This window comes from Streptomyces sp. NPDC091280 (assembly GCF_044768565.1).
GTDB lineage: Bacteria > Actinomycetota > Actinomycetes > Streptomycetales > Streptomycetaceae > Streptomyces.
Window position 1 is genome coordinate 324,937 of sequence record NZ_JBIVUZ010000012.1, and the last position, 22,292, is coordinate 347,228.

At 69.7% G+C, this 22,292-nt stretch carries 24 protein-coding genes and 1 pseudogene; 14 read left to right on the forward strand and 11 right to left on the reverse strand.

Annotated features, from left to right (window positions below; translation table 11 throughout):
- The first annotated feature begins 71 nt into the window (after positions 1-71).
- Positions 72-1,022: a LysR family transcriptional regulator gene (locus tag ACIQPR_RS34195; RefSeq protein WP_403656268.1), complete on the forward strand. Its 951-nt coding sequence runs from the start codon at positions 72-74 to the stop codon at positions 1,020-1,022.
- A 241-nt stretch (positions 1,023-1,263) separates the two neighbouring features.
- Here the strand turns inward: ACIQPR_RS34195 and mmuM are convergent, their stop codons facing one another.
- The 4 genes from mmuM to ACIQPR_RS34215 are packed head-to-tail and all read right to left on the reverse strand — an operon-like array spanning position 1,264 to position 4,647.
- Positions 1,264-2,172, reverse strand: a complete 909-nt coding sequence (gene mmuM / locus ACIQPR_RS34200; RefSeq protein ID WP_403656271.1) for a homocysteine S-methyltransferase — start codon at positions 2,170-2,172, stop codon at positions 1,264-1,266.
- Positions 2,169-2,918, reverse strand: coding sequence for an amino acid ABC transporter ATP-binding protein (locus ACIQPR_RS34205; protein ID WP_403656489.1), 750 nt, complete (start codon positions 2,916-2,918; stop codon positions 2,169-2,171). Before ACIQPR_RS34205 ends, mmuM begins: the two co-directional genes overlap by 4 nt.
- Complete coding sequence (locus tag ACIQPR_RS34210) at positions 2,918-3,748, reverse strand: amino acid ABC transporter permease (RefSeq protein ID WP_403656273.1); 831 nt, start codon at positions 3,746-3,748, stop codon at positions 2,918-2,920. Before ACIQPR_RS34210 ends, ACIQPR_RS34205 begins: the two co-directional genes overlap by 1 nt.
- Positions 3,745-4,647, reverse strand: coding sequence for an ABC transporter substrate-binding protein (locus ACIQPR_RS34215; RefSeq protein ID WP_403656276.1), 903 nt, complete (start codon positions 4,645-4,647; stop codon positions 3,745-3,747). Before ACIQPR_RS34215 ends, ACIQPR_RS34210 begins: the two co-directional genes overlap by 4 nt.
- Before the next feature lie 185 nt (positions 4,648-4,832).
- Here ACIQPR_RS34215 and ACIQPR_RS34220 point away from each other — a divergent pair, with 185 nt between their 5' ends.
- Positions 4,833-5,648 (forward strand): IclR family transcriptional regulator, encoded by an 816-nt coding sequence (locus ACIQPR_RS34220; RefSeq protein ID WP_403656280.1) that lies wholly within the window; start codon positions 4,833-4,835, stop codon positions 5,646-5,648.
- 116 nt (positions 5,649-5,764) lie between these two features.
- Here ACIQPR_RS34220 and ACIQPR_RS34225 read toward each other — a convergent pair whose 3' ends face one another.
- Positions 5,765-6,514: an IclR family transcriptional regulator C-terminal domain-containing protein gene (locus ACIQPR_RS34225; RefSeq protein ID WP_403656283.1), complete on the reverse strand. Its 750-nt coding sequence runs from the start codon at positions 6,512-6,514 to the stop codon at positions 5,765-5,767.
- Between the two features lie 533 nt (positions 6,515-7,047).
- Here ACIQPR_RS34225 and ACIQPR_RS34230 point away from each other — a divergent pair.
- The 5 genes from ACIQPR_RS34230 to ACIQPR_RS34250 are packed head-to-tail and all read left to right on the forward strand — an operon-like array spanning position 7,048 to position 13,592.
- A complete protein-coding gene (locus ACIQPR_RS34230) occupies positions 7,048-8,640 on the forward strand; it encodes an ABC transporter substrate-binding protein (RefSeq protein ID WP_403656286.1) in 1,593 nt (530 codons plus the stop codon).
- A complete protein-coding gene (locus ACIQPR_RS34235; protein WP_403656289.1) occupies positions 8,637-9,722 on the forward strand; it encodes an ABC transporter permease in 1,086 nt (361 codons plus the stop codon). Before ACIQPR_RS34230 ends, ACIQPR_RS34235 begins: the two co-directional genes overlap by 4 nt.
- Positions 9,723-9,725: 3 nt before the next feature.
- Positions 9,726-10,673 (forward strand): ABC transporter permease, encoded by a 948-nt coding sequence (locus ACIQPR_RS34240; RefSeq protein WP_403656292.1) that lies wholly within the window; start codon positions 9,726-9,728, stop codon positions 10,671-10,673.
- Entirely contained in the window at positions 10,666-12,369 is a 1,704-nt protein-coding gene (locus ACIQPR_RS34245) for a dipeptide ABC transporter ATP-binding protein (RefSeq protein ID WP_403656295.1), read from the forward strand. The genes ACIQPR_RS34240 and ACIQPR_RS34245 overlap by 8 nt, the downstream gene beginning before the upstream one ends.
- Positions 12,366-13,592: a dipeptidase gene (locus ACIQPR_RS34250; RefSeq protein ID WP_403656298.1), complete on the forward strand. Its 1,227-nt coding sequence runs from the start codon at positions 12,366-12,368 to the stop codon at positions 13,590-13,592. Before ACIQPR_RS34245 ends, ACIQPR_RS34250 begins: the two co-directional genes overlap by 4 nt.
- 351 nt (positions 13,593-13,943) lie before the next feature.
- On the opposite strand, the gene ACIQPR_RS34255 is transcribed toward ACIQPR_RS34250, so the two are convergent.
- Entirely contained in the window at positions 13,944-14,828 is an 885-nt protein-coding gene (locus ACIQPR_RS34255; protein ID WP_403656301.1) for a LysR substrate-binding domain-containing protein, read from the reverse strand.
- Between the two features lie 139 nt (positions 14,829-14,967).
- Here ACIQPR_RS34255 and dmpI point away from each other — a divergent pair, with 139 nt between their 5' ends.
- Positions 14,968-15,150 (forward strand): 4-oxalocrotonate tautomerase DmpI, encoded by a 183-nt coding sequence (gene dmpI / locus ACIQPR_RS34260; RefSeq protein ID WP_403656304.1) that lies wholly within the window; start codon positions 14,968-14,970, stop codon positions 15,148-15,150.
- Between the two features lie 186 nt (positions 15,151-15,336).
- Complete coding sequence (locus ACIQPR_RS34265; protein WP_403656307.1) at positions 15,337-15,669, forward strand: Lrp/AsnC family transcriptional regulator; 333 nt, start codon at positions 15,337-15,339, stop codon at positions 15,667-15,669.
- A gap of 18 nt (positions 15,670-15,687) precedes the next feature.
- Here the strand turns inward: ACIQPR_RS34265 and ACIQPR_RS34270 are convergent, their stop codons facing one another.
- Positions 15,688-16,530 (reverse strand): PhzF family phenazine biosynthesis protein, encoded by an 843-nt coding sequence (locus ACIQPR_RS34270; protein ID WP_403656310.1) that lies wholly within the window; start codon positions 16,528-16,530, stop codon positions 15,688-15,690.
- Positions 16,531-16,679: 149 nt separating this feature from the next.
- Between ACIQPR_RS34270 and ACIQPR_RS34275 the strand changes: the two are divergent.
- Positions 16,680-16,788, forward strand: a pseudogene (locus ACIQPR_RS34275) (Tn3 family transposase); the annotation flags it as partial.
- A gap of 5 nt (positions 16,789-16,793) precedes the next feature.
- Here the strand turns inward: ACIQPR_RS34275 and ACIQPR_RS34280 are convergent.
- Positions 16,794-17,249 carry a MarR family winged helix-turn-helix transcriptional regulator gene (locus ACIQPR_RS34280; protein WP_403656313.1) on the reverse strand — a complete coding sequence of 152 codons (456 nt, stop codon included), beginning with the start codon at positions 17,247-17,249 and terminating at the stop codon, positions 16,794-16,796.
- Positions 17,250-17,314: 65 nt separating this feature from the next.
- Here ACIQPR_RS34280 and ACIQPR_RS34285 point away from each other — a divergent pair, with 65 nt between their 5' ends.
- Positions 17,315-18,142, forward strand: coding sequence for an alpha/beta fold hydrolase (locus tag ACIQPR_RS34285; protein ID WP_403656317.1), 828 nt, complete (start codon positions 17,315-17,317; stop codon positions 18,140-18,142).
- A 111-nt stretch (positions 18,143-18,253) separates the two neighbouring features.
- On the opposite strand, the gene ACIQPR_RS34290 is transcribed toward ACIQPR_RS34285, so the two are convergent.
- Together ACIQPR_RS34290 and ACIQPR_RS34295 are read right to left on the reverse strand one after the other, a co-directional pair.
- Positions 18,254-18,391 carry a hypothetical protein gene (locus tag ACIQPR_RS34290; protein ID WP_403656319.1) on the reverse strand — a complete coding sequence of 46 codons (138 nt, stop codon included), beginning with the start codon at positions 18,389-18,391 and terminating at the stop codon, positions 18,254-18,256.
- Positions 18,392-18,537: 146 nt separating this feature from the next.
- Complete coding sequence (locus ACIQPR_RS34295) at positions 18,538-19,374, reverse strand: helix-turn-helix domain-containing protein (protein ID WP_403656322.1); 837 nt, start codon at positions 19,372-19,374, stop codon at positions 18,538-18,540.
- Positions 19,375-19,486: 112 nt separating this feature from the next.
- Here ACIQPR_RS34295 and ACIQPR_RS34300 point away from each other — a divergent pair, with 112 nt between their 5' ends.
- From ACIQPR_RS34300 to ACIQPR_RS34310, 3 genes are all read left to right on the forward strand, one after another.
- Positions 19,487-20,083 (forward strand): NADPH-dependent FMN reductase, encoded by a 597-nt coding sequence (locus ACIQPR_RS34300; protein WP_403656325.1) that lies wholly within the window; start codon positions 19,487-19,489, stop codon positions 20,081-20,083.
- 116 nt (positions 20,084-20,199) lie between these two features.
- The gene (locus ACIQPR_RS34305) at positions 20,200-20,568 is read left to right on the forward strand and encodes a DUF4440 domain-containing protein (RefSeq protein ID WP_403656328.1); all 369 of its coding nucleotides are present in this window, start codon (positions 20,200-20,202) and stop codon (positions 20,566-20,568) included.
- A gap of 108 nt (positions 20,569-20,676) precedes the next feature.
- A complete protein-coding gene (locus ACIQPR_RS34310; RefSeq protein ID WP_403656331.1) occupies positions 20,677-21,174 on the forward strand; it encodes a DUF6624 domain-containing protein in 498 nt (165 codons plus the stop codon).
- Positions 21,175-21,283: 109 nt separating this feature from the next.
- On the opposite strand, the gene ACIQPR_RS34315 is transcribed toward ACIQPR_RS34310, so the two are convergent.
- Entirely contained in the window at positions 21,284-21,970 is a 687-nt protein-coding gene (locus tag ACIQPR_RS34315) for a hypothetical protein (protein ID WP_403656334.1), read from the reverse strand.
- Positions 21,971-22,292 lie beyond the last annotated feature (322 nt).

A 22,292-nucleotide genomic window follows, 5' to 3' on the forward strand; every position in this document is an offset into this window, starting at 1 on the left:
CAGATGCGTCAGCGAAAGTCTGTGATCCCAACAGCCGTACAGGTACTCCGAGTTGGCCATAGCATCGCGTTATGGATCTGGAGATCCGCCACCTCCGTGTCGTCTCGGCGATCGCCGAGACGGGAAGCATCAGCCGCGCCTCGGTGCTCCTCGGCCACAGCCAGCCGGCCGTCACCGGGCAGTTGCAACGGATCGAGCGCCTGCTCGGCGGTCCGCTCTTCACCCGCGGCGGAAGCGGGGCGACACCGACCGCGCTCGGCGCGATCGTGCTGTCCCACGCGCAAATGATCACCGGCCTCCATGACGACCTGATGCGCGACGTACGACGCCGGGACGCCGACGAGACCGGACTGACCACGCTCCGCCTCGGTGCCACCGCCGGTCCGATGGCCGCGGCGCTCATGACGGTCAGCAAGCAGCTGCTGCCGGATACCGAGGTGTCCCTGCACCTCAGCGACTCGGACGAGGCACTGCTCGAACTTCTGGCCGAGTCGCGGCTGGAGATCGGGCTGAGCGCCGACTACCCCGGCTACGAGCTGCCCGCGCCGGACGGGCTGACCGAGGCCGTGCTGGTGGTCGAGCCCGTGTTCGTCCTGCTCGCCAAGGACCACCCGCTGGCGGACCGGCCCGAGATCCCGCTGGCCGCGCTGGCGGGCGAGCAGTGGCTGCCCGGGGACGGCAAGGACATACGGATGCGGGCGATGTTCCGCGACGCCTGCCGCCGGGCGGGGTTCACACCCAGGCGGATCCAGCAGACCCACGCCAGCGTGGTCTTCTCACTGATCAGCCAGGGGTACGGGGTCTCGCTCTGCCGCGCGATCACGGTGGAACGCGAGAACGCCGTGGTCCGCCCGCTCGCCGGAGACCCGATGTGGGTCCGCGAACGCCTGCTCTGGCCCGACACCGACCCGGTGGCCCAGCGCGCCCCACGCATCCGCGACGCCCTCCTCGCCGCGTACCGGACCCAGGCCGACGCCGTACCCGCCTACCGCGCGTGGCGCGACCGGCGCGATCGGCCATGAGCCTCGTCGTGGCGGAACTCCGGCCCTCACTGTCCGCGATTCCGTCACCGGCGCCATGTGGTCCGCGCAAGCCACCGGCGAGTCCACATCCGCGAGTTGCGCCCACCCTCGTCGAACGCGCCGGAATGCCGCCGACCACGGCTGCCGGGCTGTACGACGGTGCGGCGCTTTGCGAGGAGTGCGGTTGGAAGGGGGTTTGTGCGGGCGGGCGTAGGGCGGGGGCCGGGGCTCGGCAGGCCGCTCAGCGGTCCGCCCGCGAAGCGTCGAGGCGGGTGGCCAGCTCCTTTATCTCGGCGGGCCCGACCCGGCAACAACCGCCGACGAGCGCCGCGCCGGCGGCCAGCCAGGAGGGTGCCAGATCCGCGATCTCGTCCCGGGCGCCCAGCCAGCCGCGGGCCTCGGCGTCCCAGACGCCACCGCCGTTCGGGTAGACGACGCCGGGCAGGCCGTTCAGCAGGGCCAGCGCGGGGGCCGTGTCCGCGGCCGGGGCGCAGTTGACGCCCGTGGCGACGACGGCGTCGCTGCTCCGGGCCAGCGCGAAGGCCTCGGCCAACGGCTGACCCGCGCTGGTGGTCGTCCCCCGGATGCTGTACGACAGCCAGGCCGGGACGCCCAGGCCCTCCAGGGCGATCAGCACCGCCTCCGCCTCGCGCATGTCCGGAATGGTCTCGACGGCGAAGACGTCGGGGCCCGCCTCGGCCAGCGCCTCAAGCCGGGGACGGTGGAAGCGGGTCAGCTCGGCCACGGTGAGGCCGTAGTCGCCCCGGTATTCCGAACCGTCGGCCAGCATCGCGCCGTACGGACCGATGGACGCCGCGATCCAGCCCGTCCCGGCGGCGACCTCGGCGGCTTCACGAGCCAGCGACACGCTGCGTCGCAGCAGTGTGGTGGTCTCGGCGCGAGTGATGCCCAGCCGGGCGAAGCCGTCGTAAGTGGCCTGATAACTGGCCGTGATGGCGACCTGCGCGCCCGCCGCGAAGTAGGCACGGTGGACTTCGGTGATCGCGTCGGGGGCGTCGCGGAGCAGGCGGGCGGACCACAGGGTGCCGCTCAGGTCGTGGCCCTGGGCCTCCAGTTCGTTGGACATGCCGCCGTCCAGGACCAGGGGGCCGGCGGCCAGGGCGTCGCGGAAGGTGGTCACAGCCGTCACAGCACTTTCGTCACGAAGTCGCGGGTCCGGGGGTGGTCGGGGGAGGTCAGGACGCGGGTGGGCGGGCCGGACTCCAGGATCCGGCCGTCGTCGAAGAAGACGACCTCGTCGGCGACCTCGCGCGCGAAGCCCAGTTCGTGGGTGACGACGAGCATCGTCATCCCGTCGGCGGCGAGGCCCCGCATGACGTCCAGCACCTCGCCGACCAGCTCCGGGTCGAGTGCCGAGGTCGGCTCGTCGAAGAGCATGAGCTTGGGCCGCATGGCCAACGCGCGGGCGATGGCGACCCGTTGCTGCTGGCCGCCGGAGAGCTGGGCGGGGTAGGCGTCGCGCCGGTCGGCCAGACCGACCCGGTCGAGGAGCGTCAACGCCTCCTCGGTCGCCTCGGCGCGGGGGCGGCCCGCGCCGACCGGTCCCTCGGTGACGTTGGCGAGGGCCGTCAGGTGCGGGAAGAGATGGAAGCGCTGGAAGACCATGCCGATGTCACGGCGCTGCCGGGCCAGGTCACGGCGGCGCAGCGCGCGCAGCCCGTCCCGGTACGGCTCGTAGCCGATCGGTGCGCCGTCCACCAGGATCCGGCCGCCGTCGGGCCGCTCCAGATGATTCACGCACCGCAGGAACGTGGACTTCCCCGACCCGGAGGGTCCGATCACACAGGTGACCGTCCCGCGCGGCACGGACAGGTCGATCCCGCGCAGCACCTCCTGTCCGGCGAAGGACTTGCGGACACCGGTGGCCTCGATCATCATCGGCTGCCGCCCTTCGCGAAGTGACGTTCCAGGTAGTGCTGGCCGACGTTGAGCAGAGTCGTGACGGCCAGGTACCAGACGCTGGCGACGATCAGCAGCGGGATCGTCTGGTAGGTACGGGCGTACACGATCTGCACGGAGTACAGGAGTTCGGCGTAGGCCAGCACGCTCACCAGGGAGGTCGTCTTGAGCATCGAGATGGTCTCGTTGCCGACCGGCGGGATGATCACCCGCATCGCCTGCGGCAGGACGATCCGGCGCAGCGTCCGGGCCCGGGACAGGCCCAGCGCGTCCGCCGCCTCCGTCTGCCCGCCGTCGACCGAGACGATCCCGGCCCGGATGATCTCGGCGAGGTAGGCGGCCTCGTTGAGACCGAGTCCGAGCAGGGCTGCGGCGAAGGTCGTGATGACCGTGTTGGCGGGGACGCTGCCGATCGCCGGCAGCAGCGGCAGGTGCAGTGACAGCGTCGGGTACAGCGCGGAGATGAAGCCCCAGAACAGCAACTGGACGAGCAGCGGGGTGCCCCGGAACAGCCAGATGTACGCCCAACTGACGCTCCGCGCCACGGGGTTGTCCGACAGCCGCATGAGCGCCAGCGCGATACCGAGCACGAGCCCGATCGCCATGGCGGCGGCGGTGAGTTCGAGCGTGGTGAGCAGGCCGGTCATCACGGTCCGGCTGAACAGCCAGGCGCCGACCGTGCCCCAGCCGAAGCGCGCGTTGGTGATCAACGACTGGACCAGGCTCGCGGCCAGGACCACGACGACGAGGGTCAGCACCCACCGGCCCGGCCTGCGGCGGCGGTAGACCGGCAACTCCGCGCTCATGAAGCCGCGTTGATCTCGAACGTGTCCAGGGCGCCGGACTCCAGGCCCCACTTGGCGAGGATCTGCTCGTAACCGCCGCTCGCCTTCAGGTCTTCCAGCGCCGACTTGAGCAGCCCGGTCAGCTCGCTGTTCTTCGGTACGGCGATGCCGAACGGCGCGTTGCCGTAGGAGTCGCCGGTGACCTCCAGCTTGCCGCCGGACCGCTTGGCGGCGTAGGCGGCGACCGGCGAGTCGGCCAGGGCGGCGTCGGCACGGCCGCTGGTGACGGCGAGGTTCACCCCGGTGCCGTCCGGGAAGGTGCTGACCTTGATCGGCGTCTTGCAGGTCTTGGCGCGGGCCGGCAGGTCCACGAGGGCCTGCGTGGACCCCTTGGCGACGGCGACGGTACGACCGCACAGCGACTCGCCCCCGGGCTTGAGCGCCTTCGGATTTCCGGCCGGGACGATCAGGGACGTACCCGCGTCGAAGTAGGTGACGAAGTCGACGACCTTCTCCCGCTCGGCGGTGTCCGTGAAGGAGGAGACGCCGAGCTGGTACTTGCCCGACTGAAGACCCGGCAGGATCGAGTCGAAGGGCACGTTCACGATGGTGACCTTGACGCCGAGGACCGTGCCGAGAGCCTTGTCGAGGTCGGCCTCGGCACCCACGACCGTCTTGTTGTCGGAGGCGAAGAAGTCCATCGGCGGGTAGCTGACGTCACTGGCCACCGTGATCCCGCTCGCCTTCAACGCGGCCGGGACCTTCGCGGCGAGCGCGGCGTTCTTCGCGATCGGGGCCGCGGCGGAAGAGGAGGCGGACGACGTGCCGGTGGTGGCGCCGCCGGGCTCGGAGGGGTCGGCGCAGCCCGCCAGAAGCAGCGTCGCGGAACCGAGGAGTACTAGCGGGCGCAGAGCGGACAAGACGAACTCCTGATGAGCCTGACGAAGATGAGCCTGATGAGCGAGGGATGACGGGAGACTATCCACGGATGCGAAATAGGCAAGTCAAGTTGCTCATGATGCACGCACCTTGCAATGAATCTGCAATACGCGCGCAATGATGACCGCCGGGCGCAGCCTCCGCCCGGCGCTATGCTCGGCCCGCGATGACCATCGACAGCAGCCTGAAACGCGGCCTGGCCGTGCTACGACTCTTCGCCCAGCACCCCTCGCAGGATCCGCGCGGCCACACCGCCGCCGAGGTCGCCGCGCTCCTGGGCCGCGAACGGAGCCAGGTCTCCCGCATCCTGCGGAGCCTGGAGACGGCCCGGTTCCTGCGCCGCGACCCCGCGTCGCTGCGCTACTCCGTGGCCTGGGAGCTGTACGCGCGCGCCCAGCAGATCACCGAGGCACGGCTGCGCCGGGACGGCCGTACCGCGCTGGAGGGTGTCGCCGCCGACACGGGGGAGTGCGCCTATCTGGGAGTCCTGCGAGGCGCCAGCTCGGTGACGATCCTTGAGTCGATGCCGCCGGCGCTGTCCTCGTTCGTGTCCTGGGTGGGCCGCGCCTACCCCGCCTATTGCAGCGACGCCGGACAGGCCCTGCTCTTCGACGCCGACGACACCGAGGTCGCCGCCGTCCTCGCCCGCACCGCCTTCGTCCGGCACGGCCCCAACACCCCGGCCGACCTCGACGACTTCCTCGCCCGGCTGCACGCGGCCCGCGAGCGCGGCTACTCGATCGTCGACCAGGAGGCCGAGCCCGGCCTGTACTCGCTCGCCGCTCCGGTGAGGGACTTCCGCGGGGAGATCGTCGCCGCCGTCCAGGTCGTCGGCCCGCGCCGCCGACTGGAGCCGGCGACGGCGGCCTGCGCGGACTCGGTGGTCCGCTGGAGCGACTGGCTGACCGCCGCCCTGCGCTCGACGGACCAGGAGATGGATCAGGAGCCGGACCCGGAGGCGAACGGGGGGACGGACCGGTAGGCGGACGGGGAGACGCGCCAGGGCTGAGCGCCCGTGGTTCAGCCGATGATTCAGCCGAGGCCGAGCAGCGGTTCAGTCGAGGCCGAGCAGCGGTTCAGCCGAGGACGAGCAGTGGCTCAGCCGACAACGGAGGCCAGCCGCGCCGCCGCGTCACCGATCGCGGCGACGATCTCGTCCCGGTCGTCCCTGGCCGCCGCGTGCGGGACGACCGCGCTGACCGCCGCCACCACGTCCCCGCGCGGATCCCGAACCGGCGCGGCGACCTCCAACACGTCCTCGTCGTACTCGCTCTCGCACACCGCGATCCCGCGCCCCGCGTCCGCGGCGACCCGCGCCAGCAGATCGTCCACGGTCCTCGGCGCGTACGGGCCGCCCGCCCCGATGAAGTCCTCGCCGCCGAGCAGCCGGGCGACCTCCTCGCGCGAGTGGTCGAAGAGCAACGCCCGGCCCGCTCCCGTGCACCAGACCGGTGTCAGCCGTCCCGCCCGCGCCCAGGAGAACTCGGCCCAGGCCGCGAGTTCGGCCCGCACCGAGAGCACCATCGCTCCGCAGAGCACGTCCACGTACGCACACGCCCCGAACCGGACCACCAGCTCCCGCAGCAGCGCCCGGCTCTCCACGCCCCACGGCCCGGCCCCCGCCGCGACACTCAGCAAATCAGACCCGGCACGGAATTCATGCCCGTCCCGGGCGAGCGTCCCGGTGCCGACCAGATCCCGCAGCAGCCGCGAGGCCTGCCCCTTGTCCAGCCCGCTCTCCTCCGCGAGTCGGACCACCCCGGGTCCCCCTCGGCTGTCCAGCTCTCCCCGGACCACCCGCTCCACCAGCCCCAGCCCGCGAGGCAGTGCACCCGTCGCCACGTCCATGCGCCGGATGCTACAGATCGCGGGGAAGGCCGTCGGTAGCAGCATCGGGGCGATCTCCTGACGAGCCCGACCGTGCGAAGGGCGAGTCGCCGTAGGAGGCCGGACCCGCGAGCTGATCGTCCGCCGGTGCCACAGTGGACGGACGCAGTCGGCGCTTCACGCAACTGTCACGCGGATGCGGGTCATTCCGGGCCGGGACGTCTTGACGCCGACAGACGTGAATGATCATATTCAGCCAATGCGTTCATCCCGGCCCACGAGCCGGCGGCACTCTCAGGAGGACAGTGTGGCTACCGCCCTCGTGCTGTGCTCCCGACTGCATGTAGATCTGCTGCGTGTCTCCAGCTGCCTCTGTCACAGCTGACTGACCCCGACTCCCGTTCAGTCCCCAGCAGTTCACCTTTCACGCGAGCGCGCTCCCTGTTTGTCTCCGGAGACCTCCGCGCCACTTCGCGTGCCCGTTCATGGGAAAGCAGCGATCAGCCATGACTCAGCACAGCAACGCAAGACCGTTTCATCCCGGACTGGGCGCCTTGTCCCTCGGGACGGCGTTCCTGGTGGCCCTCACCGGCTGCACCAGCAGCAAGGACGGCGGTGACGCGGCCTCCACGAAGGCGCTCACCATCGGTACGACCGACCAGGTGACCAGCCTCGACCCGGCGGGAGCCTGGGACGCGGGCTCCGGCACCATCGAGAGCGAGGTCTACGCGACCCTGCTCAGCGTGAAGAACGGCTCCACGGAAGCCTCCCCTGACCTCGCCACCGCCATCAAACTGACCGGGCCCAAGGAGTACACGGTCACGCTGAAGAAGGGCCTGAAGTTCGCCAACGGTCACCAACTGACCTCCTCCGACGTCAAGTTCAGCTTCGACCGCACTTTGAAGATCGCCGACGAGAACGGCCCGTCCTCGCTGCTCTACAACCTCGCCTCGGTCGCCGCCCCGGACCCGACCACCGTCGTCTTCACCCTCAAGTCGGCCAACGACACACTCTTCCCCCAGGTGCTGTCCACCGCGGCCGGCTACATAGTCGACGAGCAGGTCTTCCCGGCCGACAAGATCCTCGACGACAAGTCGATCGTCGCCGACAAGCCCTGGAACGGCCCGTACGGCGTGCGGAGTTACGACAAGAACTCCCTGGTCTCCTTCGCCGCCAACAGCGCCTACCAGGGCGAGCTGGGCACCCCGAAGACCAAGAACGTCCAGCTCAAGTACTACACGGACGCCGGCAACCTGAAGCTCGACGTCCAGCAGGGCAGCATCGACGCCGTCTACCGCACCCTCACCACCGCCGACCTCGACGACCTGGCCAAGAAGAAGGACATCAAGGTCCACACCGGCTCCGGCAACGGCATCCGTTACATCGTCTTCGACTTCCAGAGCCAGCCCTACGGCACCGGGACGAAGAACGCCGACAAGGCGAAGGCGCTGGCCGTACGGCAGGCGGTCGCCGACTCCGTCGACCGCGCCCAACTCGCCCAGCAGGTCTACAAGAACAGCTACCAGCCGCTCTACAGCTCCGTCCCCGACGGCCTCACCGGCGCCACCCCGTCCTTCAAGTCCCTGTACGGCGACAAGGACGGCGGCCCCGACAAGGCGGCGGCAGCGGCGAAGCTCAAGGCGGCGAAGGTCACCACCCCGGTCACCCTCAACCTCCAGTACAACGCCGACCACTACGGTTCGTCCTCGGCGGACGAGTACGCGCTGATCAAGACGCAGCTGGAGGCCACCGGCCTGTTCAAGGTGAACCTCCAGTCCACCGAGTGGACCCAGTACGGCAAGGACCGCGTCAAGCACCTCTACCCGCTCTACCAACTCGGCTGGTACGCCGACTACTTGGACGCCGACAACTACCTCTCGCCCTTCTACTCGGCCAACAGCTGGGTCGCCAACGGCTACGACGACTCCGCCGTCCGCGACCTGATCAAGAAGGAGGAGACGGAGACCGACGCGGCCAAGCGCGCCGAACTGCTGAAGCAGGTCCAGGACAAGGCCGCCGCGCAGGTGCCGCTGGTGCCCCTGCTCCAGGGCTCCACCGCGATCGTCACCCGGACCGACGTCAGCGGTGTGCCGGACGAGCTGAACAGCGCGTACACCTTCCGCTGGGCCGGGCTCTCGAAGAAGTGAGCGCCCTGACCCAGGACACGACCCCCGGCGCCGTCACCACCCCGGGCGACGGCGCCGCCGGGCATGGACTCGCCCGCTACCTGCTGGTCCGCTTCCTCCTCATCCTCCCCACCGTGCTGGTCCTGGTCAGCCTGGTCTTCTTCCTGATGCGCGCCACCGGCGACCCGATCAGCGCCGCCTTCGGCGACCGCCTCACCCCGGACCAGCTACAGGCCAAGCTCCATCAGGCGGGCTACGACCGGCCGTTGCTCACCCAGTACCTGGACTACCTCAAGTCCCTGGCCACGGGCGACTTCGGCCGCACCGTCACCGACAACCAGCCGGTGACCCACGTGCTCACCACCTACGGCGCCGCCACCGTCGAACTCGCCTGCTACGCCCTGCTGGTGGCATTGCTCGTCGGCGTCCCGCTCGGCATGGTCGCGGCCTCCTACCGCGACCGCGCGCCCGACGCGGCACTGCGCCTGTTCGCCGTCCTCACCTACGCCACACCGGTGTTCTTCGTGGGCCTGCTGCTCAAGCTGGTCTTCGCGATCCAGCTCGGCTGGCTCCCCGCGTCCGGCCGGGCGAGCACCGACGTCCAGCTCTTCCTCCAGAACCAGACCAGCACGACCGGCTTCTACCTCGTCGACGCGCTGCGCAGCGGCGACGCGGACGCCGTCGGCGACGTACTGCGACACGCCGTACTCCCGGGCGCGGCACTGGGGTTGCTGGTCGCGGGCATCCTGCTCCGCCTGGTCCGCACGAACCTCATCGGCACGCTCGGCGCCGACTACGTCGAAGCCGCCCGCTCCCGAGGCGTCGCGCCCTTCCGCCTCGTCACCAGACACGCCACCCGGCCCGCCCTGATCCCCGTCGTCACCGTCCTGGGCCTCCAGGTCGCCGGCCTGCTCGGCGGGGCGGTCCTGACAGAGACCACCTTCGAGTGGAAGGGCCTCGGCTACGAGCTCGCCCACTACCTGACGGTCCGTGACTTCCCGGCGGTGCAGGGCATCGTGGCCCTCTTCGCCGTCGTCGTCGCGGTGACGAACTTCCTCGTCGACGTCGTCGCCGCGCTCATCGACCCACGAGTGAGGTACTGAGCCATGGCCCAGGTTCTCCTACGGCGCCTGCCGCTCCCGATACGGGCCGGTGCCGGCCTGCAACGGGCCATGCTGCTCACCGGGTTGACCCTGACCACCCTGTTCCTGCTCACGGCCCTGCTCGGCCCGCTGCTCGCGCCCTACGGCTACGCCCAACTCCGGGACGCGGCAGGCCTGTTCGGATCCCAGCAGCCCCCGAGCGGCGCCCACCCCCTCGGTACCACCATCACCGGGTACGACGTGCTGTCCCGCACGGTGTGGGGCGCCCGCACCGCCCTGGAGATCATCCTCGGCGCCCTGCTGCTCTCCGTGATCCCCGGAACCGTCCTCGGCCTGGCCTCCGGCTACCTCGGAGGCAGACTGGACCGCCTCCTGGTCGGACTCGCCGACGCGCTCTACGCCTTCCCGCCGCTGCTGCTCGCCATCGTCATGTCGATCGTGATCAGCGGCGGACAGTCGAGCCTCGTCGGCGGCCTCGGGGCGGCGGCCTGCTCGGTCGCGGTCGCCTTCGTACCGCAGTACTTCCGTGTCGTACGGGCCGAGGTGATCTGGGTGAAGGCCGAACCCTTCGTGGACGCGGCCCGGGTGATCGGCACCGGCACCTGGCGGATCATGTTCCGGCACGTGCTGCGCAACTCCGTCCGCACCCTCCCGCTGATCTTCACCATCAACGCCTCCGAGGCCATCCTCACCCTGGCCGGACTCGGCTTTTTGGGCTTCGGCATCGAGCCCAACTCGGCCGCCGAATGGGGCTACGACCTCAACAGGTCGGTGGCGGACGTCACTTCGGGCCTGTGGTGGACGGCCGTACCGCCCGGCCTCGCCATCGTGCTCACCGTCCTCGGCACCACCCTGCTCGGCGAGAGCCTCACCGACCTGGCCGACCCCCGGCTGCGGCGGCGCGCCACGCCGAACACCGACCGGACGAAGGGAGACGCGCACGATGACTGACCTGCTGCGCATTGAGGACCTGTACGTCTCCTTCGCGACCGACGCCGGCACGGCCCCCGCCGTGAAAGGGGTGAGCCTGTCCGTGGCCCCCGGGGAGGTACTGGCCCTGGTCGGCGAGAGCGGCAGCGGCAAGACCGTGACCGCCAAGTCGGTGCTCGGCCTGCTGCCGGACACCGCGACCGCCGGCGGCCGTGTCCTGCTCGGCGACGGCACCGCCGACCCGACCGAGGACGTCCTCACCGCGTCCCCCGCCCGGCTCCGCGCGCTGCGCGGCACCCACGCCGCGATGGTGTTCCAGGAGCCGTCCACCGCCCTCAACCCGGTCTTCAGCATCGGCTGGCAGCTCACCGAGGGCCTGCGCGCCCACGGCCACGGCGGCGGCAAGGCCGAACGCCGGGCCCTGGCCGTCGAATGGCTGGACAAAGTCGGCATCCCCGACCCCGCCACCCGCGTCGACCACTACCCGCACCAGTTCTCCGGCGGCCAGAAGCAGCGCGCCGTCATCGCCATGGCGCTGGCCCTGGGCACCAAGCTGATCGTTGCCGACGAACCCACCACCGCCCTCGACGTCACCGTCCAGGCGGAGATCCTCGAACTCCTGCACCGCTGCCGCACCGACTTCGGCACCGCCGTCCTCCTGATCACCCACAACATGGGCGTGGTCGCGGATCTCGCCGACCGGGTGGCGGTGATGAGCGACGGCGAGATCGTGGAACAGGCCCCGGTGCATGAGCTGTTCGCGAGGCCCGGTCACCCGTACACCCGCCAACTCCTGGCCGCCGTACCGGTCTTCGGCGACCAGAACCGGCCGCAGCCGCCATCGCCGCAGGAGCAGCAGCCGGTCGTACGCGCCTCCGACTTGGTGGTGGACTACTCCGGCCGGCTGGGCAGGAAAGGCTTCAGAGCCGTGGACGGCGTCAGCTTCGAGATCGCGCCGGGGGAGGTGCTCGGAATGGTCGGGGAGAGCGGCAGCGGCAAGACCACCATCGGCCGGACCGTCGCCGGTCTCACGGCCGTGTCCGGCGGCCAACTGGAGGTGTTCGGACAGGAGTTGACGACCCGCCGCCGCACACGCGGTCGGTCCGGCCACATCGGCTACGTCTTCCAGGACCCCGCCGCCAGCTTCAACCCCCTGCTGACCATCGCCGAGAGCATCGCGGAGCCGTTGATCGTGCACCGCCGCGAACTGGGCGCGAAGGCCGTCCGCGCCGAGGCCGAGACACTGCTGGAGTCCGTGCAACTGCCCCGCGCCTACGCCGACCGCTACCCGCACGAACTCAGCGGCGGCCAGCGCCAGCGCGCCGCCCTGGCCCGAGCGCTCGCCCTGCGGCCCCCACTGCTGATCGCGGACGAACCGACCTCGGCCCTGGACGTCTCCGTCCAGGCGAAGGTCCTCGACCTGTTCACCGAACTACAAAGGGAGTTGGGCTTCGCCGCCCTGTTCATCAGTCACGACCTCGCGGTGGTCGAGCAGGTCGCCGACCGGGTCGTGGTCCTGCACCGAGGCCGCATCGCCGCCCAGGGCGCCACCGCCGAGGTGCTGGGCAACCCGCGGGACGACTACACCAGGCGCCTGGTCGCCGCGCTGCCCGTCCCCGACCCGGTCCGCCAGTCCCGCCGCCGGAACCGGTCCGGCGACCCGTTCGACGCCCCCGACGCCCTTGACGCCTTCGACGAAGGAGTGACACGTCCATGAGCGACACCACCGCCGACCTGATCGCCCAAGTCCTCGCCACCACGCCGATCTTCGACGGCCACAACGACCTCCCCATAGCGCTGCGCGTCCGCTCCGGCTACAGCGTGGAAGGGCTCGCCGACGGCCGCCCCGACCTGCACACCGACCTGCCCCGGCTGCGGGCCGGCGGGGTCGGCGCACAGTTCTGGTCCGTGTACGTCGCCTCGACCCTGCCCGAGCCGGAAGCCGTCGTGTCCACACTGGAACAGATCGACGCCGTCTACCGGCTCGTCGCCCGCTATCCCGACGCCCTGCGCATCGCCTACACCGCCGCCGACGTCGAACGCTCCTTCACGGACGGCCGGATCGCCTCCCTGCTGGGCGTCGAGGGCGGCCACAGTCTCGCCGAATCGCTGGGCGTGCTGCGGTCGTTCGCCCGGCTCGGGGTCCGCTACGTGACCCTCACCCACAACGACAACACCTCCTGGGCCGACTCGGCCACCGACGAACCCGGCGTCGGCGGCCTGAACGACACCGGACGCGCGATCGTCGCCGAACTCAACCGCACCGGCGTCCTCGTGGACCTCTCCCACGTCGCCGAGTCCACCCAGCGGGCAGCTCTCGCGGCCAGCACCTCCCCGGTACTGTTCAGCCACTCCTCCGCCCGCGCCCTCAACGACCACCCCCGCAACGTCACCGACGAAGTCCTGCGACTGCTGCCGGACAACGGCGGTGTCATCCAACTCACCTTCGTGCCGTACTTCATCTCCACCGAAGTCGCCGACTGGGCACAGGAGTTGGAGGCGGAACAAGGGCGACTCGGACTGCCGGCGCGAACCTGGCCCTGGCCGCGCGCCCCGAGGCCGGGAGAGGACCCGGCCAAGGTCGCCTCGGAACACTCCGCGCTCCTCACCGCTCCCGTCGACGACCGGCTCCGGCGCTGGACCGAGGCCCACCCGCGCCCGGAGGTGACGATCGCTCAGGTCGCCGACCACGTCGAGCACGCCCGTGAGGTCGCGGGCCGCGACCACATCGGCCTCGGCGGCGACTACGACGGCGTCGACCACCAGCCCACCGGCCTCGCCGACGTCTCCGGCTACCCGGCCCTGCTCCGTGAGCTCGCCGACCGCGGCTGGTCCCGCGCCGACCTGGAGGCCCTGACCGGCCGCAACGTCCTGCGCGTCCTGCGCGAGGCGGAGGAACGAGCGACCGAGCCGCTGTGGCCCACGACCCCGCTGCGATGAAGCGCGGGGGCCGGTGGGGCGAGGTCTTCGCCCAATGAGCGGTGCGCATCGTGAAGTCGCAGGTCACGGGGCTGGCGTGAAGGGTGACTCGGGTACTCCTGCCGGTCGGCGGCCGATGACCGTGGTGTGGATCATCGGGCAGGTCCCGCTCCGGCCTCGACGGCAGTGAGCCCTGCGCCGACCCGCCGGTGATCACCGGCCGCAAGGCCGCCCGCAACCGGCCCCTGACCCGGGGGCAGAAGGCACAACACCCCCGTGAACAGCGGCTTCAGCATGCACTTCGTCAATCATTGATCCACGGGTGGGGAATGATGCGGACGTCGCGGCACCGGCCCGAAGAACCTTTTCCGGTCAGGCTTCCTGAGAGCGGCAGGCGTCCAGAAGGGGAGCCAGGGCTCGCGCGGAAGCGGTCGGGCGGACGGCGAGGTAGGTCTGCAGGGCGGGTGCGGGCGGGGCGAACGGACGGAAGGCGGTGCGGGCGGTGGGCAGGATCGCGGCTTTGGAGGAATAGAAGACGGTCCAGGTGGGCTTTGAGCTGCCGATGGCCGCGAGGGTGTCCTGGTCGGTGGCGAAGGCAGGACCCATGACGGGCTCGAAGCCCGCGGCCCGGCAGGCGCTGGTGATCAGGTCGACCAGGTGCGGGTTGGCGTGGTGAGGCGCGATGCGGAGCGGCATGGCGGCCAGGTCGGCGATCTCGACGCGTTCGCGTGCGGCCAGCGGATGCGACGCGGGCAGCGCCACGACCAGTTCGTCCCGCCACACCGGAATCAGGTCGAGTCCCGGACTCTGGCCGACCCCGCGGACGAAGGCGGCGTCCAGCGCGCCGTCTCGTACCTGTTGCAGCCGAGCCGCGGGTGGGGCGCTGTGCAGTTCCACGGTGATCTCCGGCGCGTGGTGTTCGATGTCCGCCAACAGCCGCTCCAGCCGTGTGCCGAGACCGGTGCTGGTGCCTACGCGCAACGTCGCGAGACGGTCGGCGCGGAGCGAGACCATCGTCTCCAGTGCCGCTTCCTCGGCCGCCACGATGGCCCTGGCCCGTGGCAGGAAAGCGTGCCCTGCGGCGGTCAGTGTCACGTTGCGGGTGGTCCTGTCGAACAGTTCCAGGCCAAGTTCGCGTTCCAGTCGGCGGACTTGCTGGCTGACAGTGGGCTGGACGACGCGCAGCCGACCGGCGGCGCGTCCGAAGTGCAGTTCCTCGGCGACCGCCAGGAAGTACCTCACCTGCCGCAGCTCCATGTCCCGCCCCCTTCACTCATCACGAACCGTTATGAGTGTATGAGTCAGGTGCGCCTTGATCGCCACAGCCCGGGGCAGTGAACTGGACCTGTGCCACGGCACACGCCGTACGGCAGCAAGAGAAGAGCAGGAGAGAGCCATGCCCGCAGTGACCATCCAGCAGGGCCCCCGCGACGTCGAGCTCAAGCGGAAGCTGATCGAGAAGGTAACCGACGCCTTCGTAGAGATCTACCGGATCCCGGCCGAGACAGTGATGGTCTTCATCGAGGAGACCCCCACCGACAGCTTCGGCGTCGGCGGCAAGCTCGCCGCCGACAAGTGACAACACGCGCGACTGAGAGCGGTCGCGTCACGTGATTCCCTACCTTGGCTGAGGCCGGTGATGAGCCGCCCGACGTGGAGTTGCTTGGCCAGCTCCTCGGCGGGGCGTCCAGTTCGCTCCGACGGGCGGTGATCCACTGCCGCTCCTGCATCCCTCGCGTCATCACGGAGTGTCGAGCTGCGGCGCGTGCGGCAGTTGGAGGAGGCCGGGATCATCCGTGGTTACCGGGCGCTGATCGATCCGGCGGCGGTCGGGCGCAGTCTGCGGGTGTTCGCCGGGGTACGGCTGATGCGGCACACCCGCGCGGATGTGATCGCGTTCGAGCGCGGGATCACTGGGCTGTCCGAGGTGGTCGCCTGCCACCACATCACCGGCAACTTCGACTACCTGCTCCAGGTCGAGGTCGCCGACCTGCCCGCCTACGAGGACTTCCACGCCAACCAGCTGGCCGCCCTGCCCGCTGTGGCCACGGTGACCAGCTACGTCACCATGAAGACGCTCTCCGCCGGCCCCAGTTGACGGTCGTGGCCTGGCCGGTCACAGGGTGATGGTGCCGCGGACACGGATGACGGCGGCGCCGCTGACCCAGACCGTGCCGTCCGCATCGGCGCCGACCTCGATCCTCGCGGCCCGTCCCACCCGCGCGCCCTGGGAGACCCGGTAGTGGGCAGGTGCGGCGCCGGTGGAGGTGAGCCACTGCCCCACGGAGGCGTTCATGCTGCCGCACGCGGGATCCTCGGGCACGCCGGCGCCCGGGGCGAACGTACGCAGCTCGAAGGCGTACTCGGATCCCTGGGGCCGGGCGCCGATCGCGCCGACCATCGCGTCCGGGATCAGGGCCAGGTCGGGTTCGAGGGCGAGGACCTCCTCGGCGGTGGCCAGCTGGAGCACGGCCCAGCCGGGACCGTTGTCGACCCACTGATGAGCCACGACCCGCTCCCGCGTGATGCCGAACGCGGCCACGATCCGCTTGAGGTAGTCCTCGTCGAGTGCGCCGGTACGGATGCGGGGCGGGGCGGCGAAGGACAAGGCGTCCTCGCCGCGGCGCACGGTGACCAGGCCGGCCGCGCACTCCTGCACGAGGTGCCCGGCATGCCGCGGGGTACCGCCGCCGTCCAGCCAGGCGCGGGCGGAGCCGAGGGTGGGGTGCCCGGCGAACGGCAACTCGCCGCCGGGCGTGAAGATCCGCAGCCGGTAGTCCGCCTCGGGGACCGTCGGGGGCAGGACGAACGTGGTCTCGGACAGATTCGTCCAGCGCGCCAGCTGCCGCATCTGCTCATCGCTGAGGTCCGTCCCGTCCAGGACGACCGCGACCGGGTTGCCGGAGTAGGGGGTCGTGGAGAACACGTCGACCTGCATGAACTCCCGGGTGCGCGACATGGTCATGAACACCTTTCAGCAGAGGCCGTCACTGGGGCCATCTCAACGGCTGCCCACGTCACCGTGACAGAGCCAGTCACGGCCGAGTGGACTGATTACCGCGGTGTCTCCGATGCCCGTCCAGCTTCATCTCGTGCGTCCGCGAAGGGCGGGAGGGCCAGGAGGACGAACTCGCCGCCGCTCAGCTTGGTCCTCAACGCCGTGGTCCTGTGGAACACCCGCTACCTGGATGCCGCCGTCCTCCAACTGCGCGCCGAAAACCTTCAGCCTGAGCCCGCCCGTCCGGTGGACTCCAGTACCGACGTCAGAAAGCGGCGCACCGTCTCCAGCTCGCCCGTCTCGAAACCTTCCGCGGCCACCGCCACCTCGTCGATCACCGGTCCGAAGAAGGCCCACCCGAGTTCCATGGCCTTCTCCTCCACCGCCAGCAGCACGCGTCGCCGGTCTGCCGTGTCCCTGTTGCGCCGGACCAGTCCGAGCCGCTCCAGCCGATCCACCAGGGCAGTGGTTCCGGCAGAGTTCAGTCGCAGTTGCTCGCCGAGCCATCCGGGCGTGGCCCGCTGACCGGCGCGTGCCGCGTCCAGCAGGTGGATCAACGCGCGCACATCGGTGGGATGCAGCCCGTTGCGCGCGGCGAACTCGGCGCCGAGGAGGTCGAACTCCACGGTGACCGCGCGCAGCAGGTGAACCAGTCCCATCACCGGGTTCTCATCGTCCATGCACGCTCCTCGAAGTCCCGTAACATCTCGTTGAACGAGATTATCGCCTGGCGAGAGGAATGCTCATGTCCTTGCCCGCCTTCGACCTCGCCTACGACGAGCTTCGCGCCCGCTGGCCCGAGTCCACGCAGGAGCGCGATGTCGCCACGCCGTACGGGCGCACCCGGGTCCATGTGTACGGCCCGGCCGAGGGCAGCCCACTGGTGCTGCTGCCGGGCGGCTCTGCCACCGGCCTCGTCTGGTTCGCCAACGCGCCGGCCTTAGGTGAGCGATACCGGGTCCATGCGGTGGATCTGCTGGGTGACGCGGGCCGCACCGAACGCCGGGGTACACCGTTGAAGAACTCCAACGATCTGACGGCCTGGCTGGACGCCGTGCTGGACGGCCTTGGGCTCACCCGCACGCACCTGTGCGGCCACTCGTACGGCGCCTGGCTGGCCGCCCGGTACGCACTGCACGCACCACAGAGGGTGGACCGCCTCGCCCTCGTGGACCCCACCCAGGTGTTCGCCGGATTCCGCCTCGGCTACCTGCTGCACGCGCTCCCCACCCTGATCCGTCCGAGCGAGGCCCGCGCTCGCGCGTTCCTGGCCTGGGAGACGGCAGGCACACACCCGGACGAGACCTGGCAACGCCTCTACGCGCTGGCCACCACCGTTCCCGGCCGGAAACTGGTCACCGGCCTTCGCCCTCGGACCGCTGACCTCCGCATGCCGGTCCTGGTCCTGCTCGCGGAACACGGCCGCGCCCACAACGCCGTCAAGGTCGCCGCGCGAGCCCGCCGAATGCTCTCGCAGGGCGAGGCGACGTTGCTCCCCGCAGCCACCCATCACTCTCTGCCGTTCACCGAGCCGAAGCAGCTGAACGACCGACTGATGACGTTCCTGGACTGACAGGGCCAGACGCCGGCGATCTCCAAGCCCCCCGAGTCGCCAGGCTCACGAGACTGACCATCCAGCCATACCCGGCACGGCGACCAAAGGCCGAACGGGAAGCCGAGCACCTCACCGCCCCCGCAGATCGAGTTCGAACAAGTTCTCCACCTTGGCCACCGCCCGCGATGCGTCCCACTCCCATGGCTCCGTGACGACCTGTAACTCCGTGACGTCGACGAGCCGGCGCTCCTCCTGGTTGTCCGGCACAGCACATAACAACCTGTTTCAGGGCGAGTCAGGCTGATCAGCGGTATCACCAGTCGCATCGTCACTGTCAGGCCAACGCCCGAGAGGCGTCGGCCATTCTGTTCGTGTCCGACCGTGGTGATTGTGATTGTGATTGTGATCCGGGGTCACGAGATCGCGCGGAGCCCTTCACGCGGCGGACGGCGGAGCTCGTCGACTGCTCGAACAGTCTGATCGTCCGCAGGCAGAAGTACCACCAACTGCTGTGCGTCTCCAGGAAGTTCGAGTGTCTCGCGGAGCAACCGCAGTTCACCCACGGACGGATGGTCGATGCGCAGTGTCCCTCTCCGCGGAACCGCTCGGTGGTTGAGTCGGTTGGTGAACTCGGGCTCTCCGACGAGAGCCAGTTCCGCGCCGACCCACTCGGCATGCTCACCGGACGGAGCCAGCCAGAGGTCGAAGGTCTGCTGGTCCGCGAGGTCGTCCCAGTCCATGAAGAAGGTACGGGCGCGAGGGTCGGTGAACAGATGGCGGGTGAGGTTCGGGCGCTCCGGGTCGAGCAGTCCGGACGCGCTCATCACGGCGTCGTAGCCGCTGGTGCGGGCGAGGATGTCGCCAAGCCGGTTGGTCACCATGGCGACGCCCGGTTCGAGCAGGCGGAGCGTCTCCAGGACCGAGGGCCGGACCTCACGGCGTGGAGGCACGAGCCGCGAGTCGGCGACACACTCGCCACCTGTGATCTTCGTGAGGTGGCGCAGGTGGTTGCGCTCCGCCGGATCGAGGCTGAGCGCGTCGGCCAGCGCGTTCACCACGGCCACGGACGGATTGCGGTCACGACCCTGTTCCAGGCGGGTCAGGTATTCCACGCTGATGCCGGCACGTGTGGCGAGATCCTGGCGCCGCAGTCCCGGTGAGCGGCGTCGGCCATGACTGGGCAGTCCCAAGGCCTCCGGCTGGATGCTGTCACGCTTGGCCCGGACGAAGTCTCCCAACGGCGTACCCATGCGGCGAGCTTAAGTTGCCGCTCGCCTTCGGTAGGCGTCTGAGACTGGCCCTGTGAGGGCCAGTCTCAGCACGGTCTGAATGACGTCCCGGCGCCGCCGGATGGTGACGGTCATGGAGAAGAACACGCACAAGCTGGTGATCGTCGTCGGAAGCGTCCGGGACGGCCGGTTCGGACCGGTGGTGGCCGAGTGGGTGGCCCAACAGGCCACCACCCACGGTGGTTTCGAGGTTGAGGTGGTCGATCTGGCCGGGATCGACATCCCGTTGGCCCTGCCCGCCGTGTCCCCGAAGCACGCCGGTGACGACTACCCCCGTCCGGCCGGGATGGCCGCGCTCACGTCGGCCCTGGCGGGTGCCGACGCGTTCGTCCTAGTGACGCCGGAGTACAACCACAGCTACCCGGCGTCCCTGAAAGCAGCGATCGACTGGCACTTCACTCAGTGGACGGCCAAGCCTGTCGCCTTCGTCAGCTACGGCGGCACGGCAGGCGGCCGGCACGCGGTGCTGCACTTGGAGAACGTGCTGACCGAACTGCACGCGGTGACGATTCGTGACGGTCTCGCCTTCCCGAACTGCTTCACGGCGTGGCAGGACGGCTGCCCTCTCGATCACGCGGCCGTCGGCTACGCCAAGACGCTCCTCGACCAGCTGTCCTGGTGGGCAGGCGCACTCCGTACGGCACGCGATACCGTCCCGTACCCGGCATGATTGGGGCGAGACCTACCGAGGCCAGCGCCGAAGACAGAGGCCGCTCGGTCCGTTGACCGTGCCGGCGGGCGACCAATTCGCTGTTGTCTGGAGTGCCCAGTTCGTATGGTTCCGGCATGGCGGATGATGAGCGTGAGCATGCCGTGCAGGCGGCCATCGACGGGGAGATGCGGCTTCTCGATCCCGAGGTGCGAGCCGTACCGGCCCTGGTTCTGGAGCTTCTGGACCCGGAGTTCATCGAGTTCGGGGCTTCTGGACGCCGATGGGATGTGGAGTCGATCCTCACGGTGACGAGTGGCGGCTCGGTGTCTGAGGCGTCTCCGGTCGAGGTCAGCGACATGTCTGGAGTCGTCCTTGCTCCGGGTGTCGTTCATCTGACGTACTTCGCCGACAATCAGGGCCGTCGGGCGTGGCGCAGTTCTTTGTGGCGGCTGTCGGAGACGGGGTGGCGGATGTACTTCCACCAGGGCACTTTGACTGGTTGAGAGGGCGTCCGCCGCTCGCATGGGACGGCAAGCGCCGTCTGAACGAGGGGGCTTCAGCTGACTTGCACGGCTGCTTGACGCGGAGTGCCGAAGGAGAGGATCCGGCTGATGATGAACGAGGACCTGGCTGCCGAACTCCACCACCGCGCCGGATTGGATCAAGCCGTGCGGCGTCGCACGATCAAGACCCGTGACGGAAGCGCGATGTGTCGGATCGATGCCGACAACACCGCCTGGCTGGAGCAGGTCTTCGATGAACTGGGCTGGCCAGGAATTGAGTTGGTGGGCGAGCAGGGAGCCGATGACGCGTGGCTTCTCGCCCAGCATGCGGATCTTGCTCCCGCTGTCCAGCGCCGGGCCCTCGAACTCCTGAGGGCTGCGGTGGCGGCCGGAGACGCCCCTCCTCGCCACCTCGCCTACCTCACCGACCGGGTCTTGGTCGCTGCCCGCGAGCCCCAGGTCTACGGGACGCAGTACATCGACGACGGAGGGGGCTCGAACCTGCGCCTTCAGCCCGTTGTCGACCCTGACCGGCTCGATGAGCGCCGTTCCGCGATGGGTTTGGAGTCGGCGGCGGAGTACGACCGGCGCATGCGCGGCCACTGACCTCCGGACGGTCTCAAGGAGGCAGGATCGTGAGACGCGATGTCGCAGACGTTGATGGGGCTCAACAACGTGACCTCGCTCGCGCCGACCCGTTGCCGGGCGAGGATGTCTAGCGGATGCCGTACTGGGAAGCTTTCGCCCGGAGGATACGTAGGGCCTTTTCCCAGAAGTCGGCATTGTTGTCTCGTGGAAGGTACCGGTCTCCGATCCACGCGTCCGCTATTTCGATCCTGCCGTCCGGGGTGACGAAGTACTCGTAGGTGATGGTGCGTTCGAAGGTGCCGACACGCTCAGTCCTTCCGGTGCCGATGACCCACCCGCTGGGGCGCCGGGAGAAGCGAGAAGCGCGTGGTGGCCTCTTCCAGTAGCGGATTCCCGGGGATCCCGCGGAACTCAACCGGCGTGCAAGGTCCTGTACTTCGCGACGGGCGATCGTGGCGCGTCGTGCCGCGTCCTCGACGGCTGCCTTTGCGGCATTCTCCCGCTCAAGCACTTGCTGCTGCGCAAGGGCTGCGGCTTTCGCTGCCTTGCGTTCGGCCTCCCGCTGGTGATCGGCCGCGCAGCCGGCGCAGAGCAGCCGGTTGCCCACGCGGGCCGAGCAGCTCAGTTCACCGCAGACCGGTGTTCCGTGATGCGCGCAGAAACCGATGGCGAAGGCACCACAGGCACACACTGCCTGTGAGACGGTCGACCCTTCGGCGTAGCGGTGGGCGCACGCCTGCCGCACTTCGATGACGGGTGGACCTGGCTGACCGTACGAACCGGGACCACCCTGTAGTGTCAGGACGGTTCCCATGCACTCCCACCAGCCTGGGGAGAGAGCGCGCCGATCTGAAGAGCCGCACTGCGGACACGCCATGATCCCCCCCAACCGGTCATCGGGAAGCTCAGGTTAGTGGGCCTACGGCGCTACGGCGCCAGGGAGTCGGGGCGAGCCGCGAATGTGCCGAGCCGAAGCCGATCATCACCTACAGCTTCTTCCGCATCCCTACTGGACGGGGTGATGCATCACTGGCACGGCAGGTTGCCGCCGCAGCCACTCCCGGTGTCACCCGCCGTCGGGCCACACCCGCAGCTGCTGATCGAGTGGGCGCCGGACGCCTGCCGTACATGTGCGG

Bases quoted from the DNA above. Each gene is read 5' to 3' on its own strand.
- ACIQPR_RS34285 (WP_403656317.1), top strand. From the start codon at position 17,315: ATGTCCTTGCCCGCCTTCGACCTCGCCTACGACGAGCTTCGCGCCCGC.
- ACIQPR_RS34240 (WP_403656292.1), top strand. From the start codon at position 9,726: ATGGCCCAGGTTCTCCTACGGCGCCTGCCGCTCCCGATACGGGCCGGT.
- ACIQPR_RS34305 (WP_403656328.1), top strand. From the start codon at position 20,200: ATGGCGGATGATGAGCGTGAGCATGCCGTGCAGGCGGCCATCGACGGG.
- ACIQPR_RS34225 (WP_403656283.1), bottom strand. From the start codon at position 6,514: ATGGACGTGGCGACGGGTGCACTGCCTCGCGGGCTGGGGCTGGTGGAG.
- ACIQPR_RS34270 (WP_403656310.1), bottom strand. From the start codon at position 16,530: ATGTCGCGCACCCGGGAGTTCATGCAGGTCGACGTGTTCTCCACGACC.
- ACIQPR_RS34210 (WP_403656273.1), bottom strand. From the start codon at position 3,748: ATGAGCGCGGAGTTGCCGGTCTACCGCCGCCGCAGGCCGGGCCGGTGG.
- ACIQPR_RS34315 (WP_403656334.1), bottom strand. From the start codon at position 21,970: ATGGGAACCGTCCTGACACTACAGGGTGGTCCCGGTTCGTACGGTCAG.
- ACIQPR_RS34280 (WP_403656313.1), bottom strand. From the start codon at position 17,249: ATGGACGATGAGAACCCGGTGATGGGACTGGTTCACCTGCTGCGCGCG.
- ACIQPR_RS34220 (WP_403656280.1), top strand. From the start codon at position 4,833: ATGACCATCGACAGCAGCCTGAAACGCGGCCTGGCCGTGCTACGACTC.
- ACIQPR_RS34295 (WP_403656322.1), bottom strand. From the start codon at position 19,374: ATGGGTACGCCGTTGGGAGACTTCGTCCGGGCCAAGCGTGACAGCATC.
- ACIQPR_RS34300 (WP_403656325.1), top strand. From the start codon at position 19,487: ATGGAGAAGAACACGCACAAGCTGGTGATCGTCGTCGGAAGCGTCCGG.
- ACIQPR_RS34250 (WP_403656298.1), top strand. From the start codon at position 12,366: ATGAGCGACACCACCGCCGACCTGATCGCCCAAGTCCTCGCCACCACG.
- ACIQPR_RS34310 (WP_403656331.1), top strand. From the start codon at position 20,677: ATGATGAACGAGGACCTGGCTGCCGAACTCCACCACCGCGCCGGATTG.
- ACIQPR_RS34245 (WP_403656295.1), top strand. From the start codon at position 10,666: ATGACTGACCTGCTGCGCATTGAGGACCTGTACGTCTCCTTCGCGACC.
- ACIQPR_RS34195 (WP_403656268.1), top strand. From the start codon at position 72: ATGGATCTGGAGATCCGCCACCTCCGTGTCGTCTCGGCGATCGCCGAG.
- dmpI (WP_403656304.1), top strand. From the start codon at position 14,968: ATGCCCGCAGTGACCATCCAGCAGGGCCCCCGCGACGTCGAGCTCAAG.
- ACIQPR_RS34255 (WP_403656301.1), bottom strand. From the start codon at position 14,828: ATGGAGCTGCGGCAGGTGAGGTACTTCCTGGCGGTCGCCGAGGAACTG.
- ACIQPR_RS34205 (WP_403656489.1), bottom strand. From the start codon at position 2,918: ATGATCGAGGCCACCGGTGTCCGCAAGTCCTTCGCCGGACAGGAGGTG.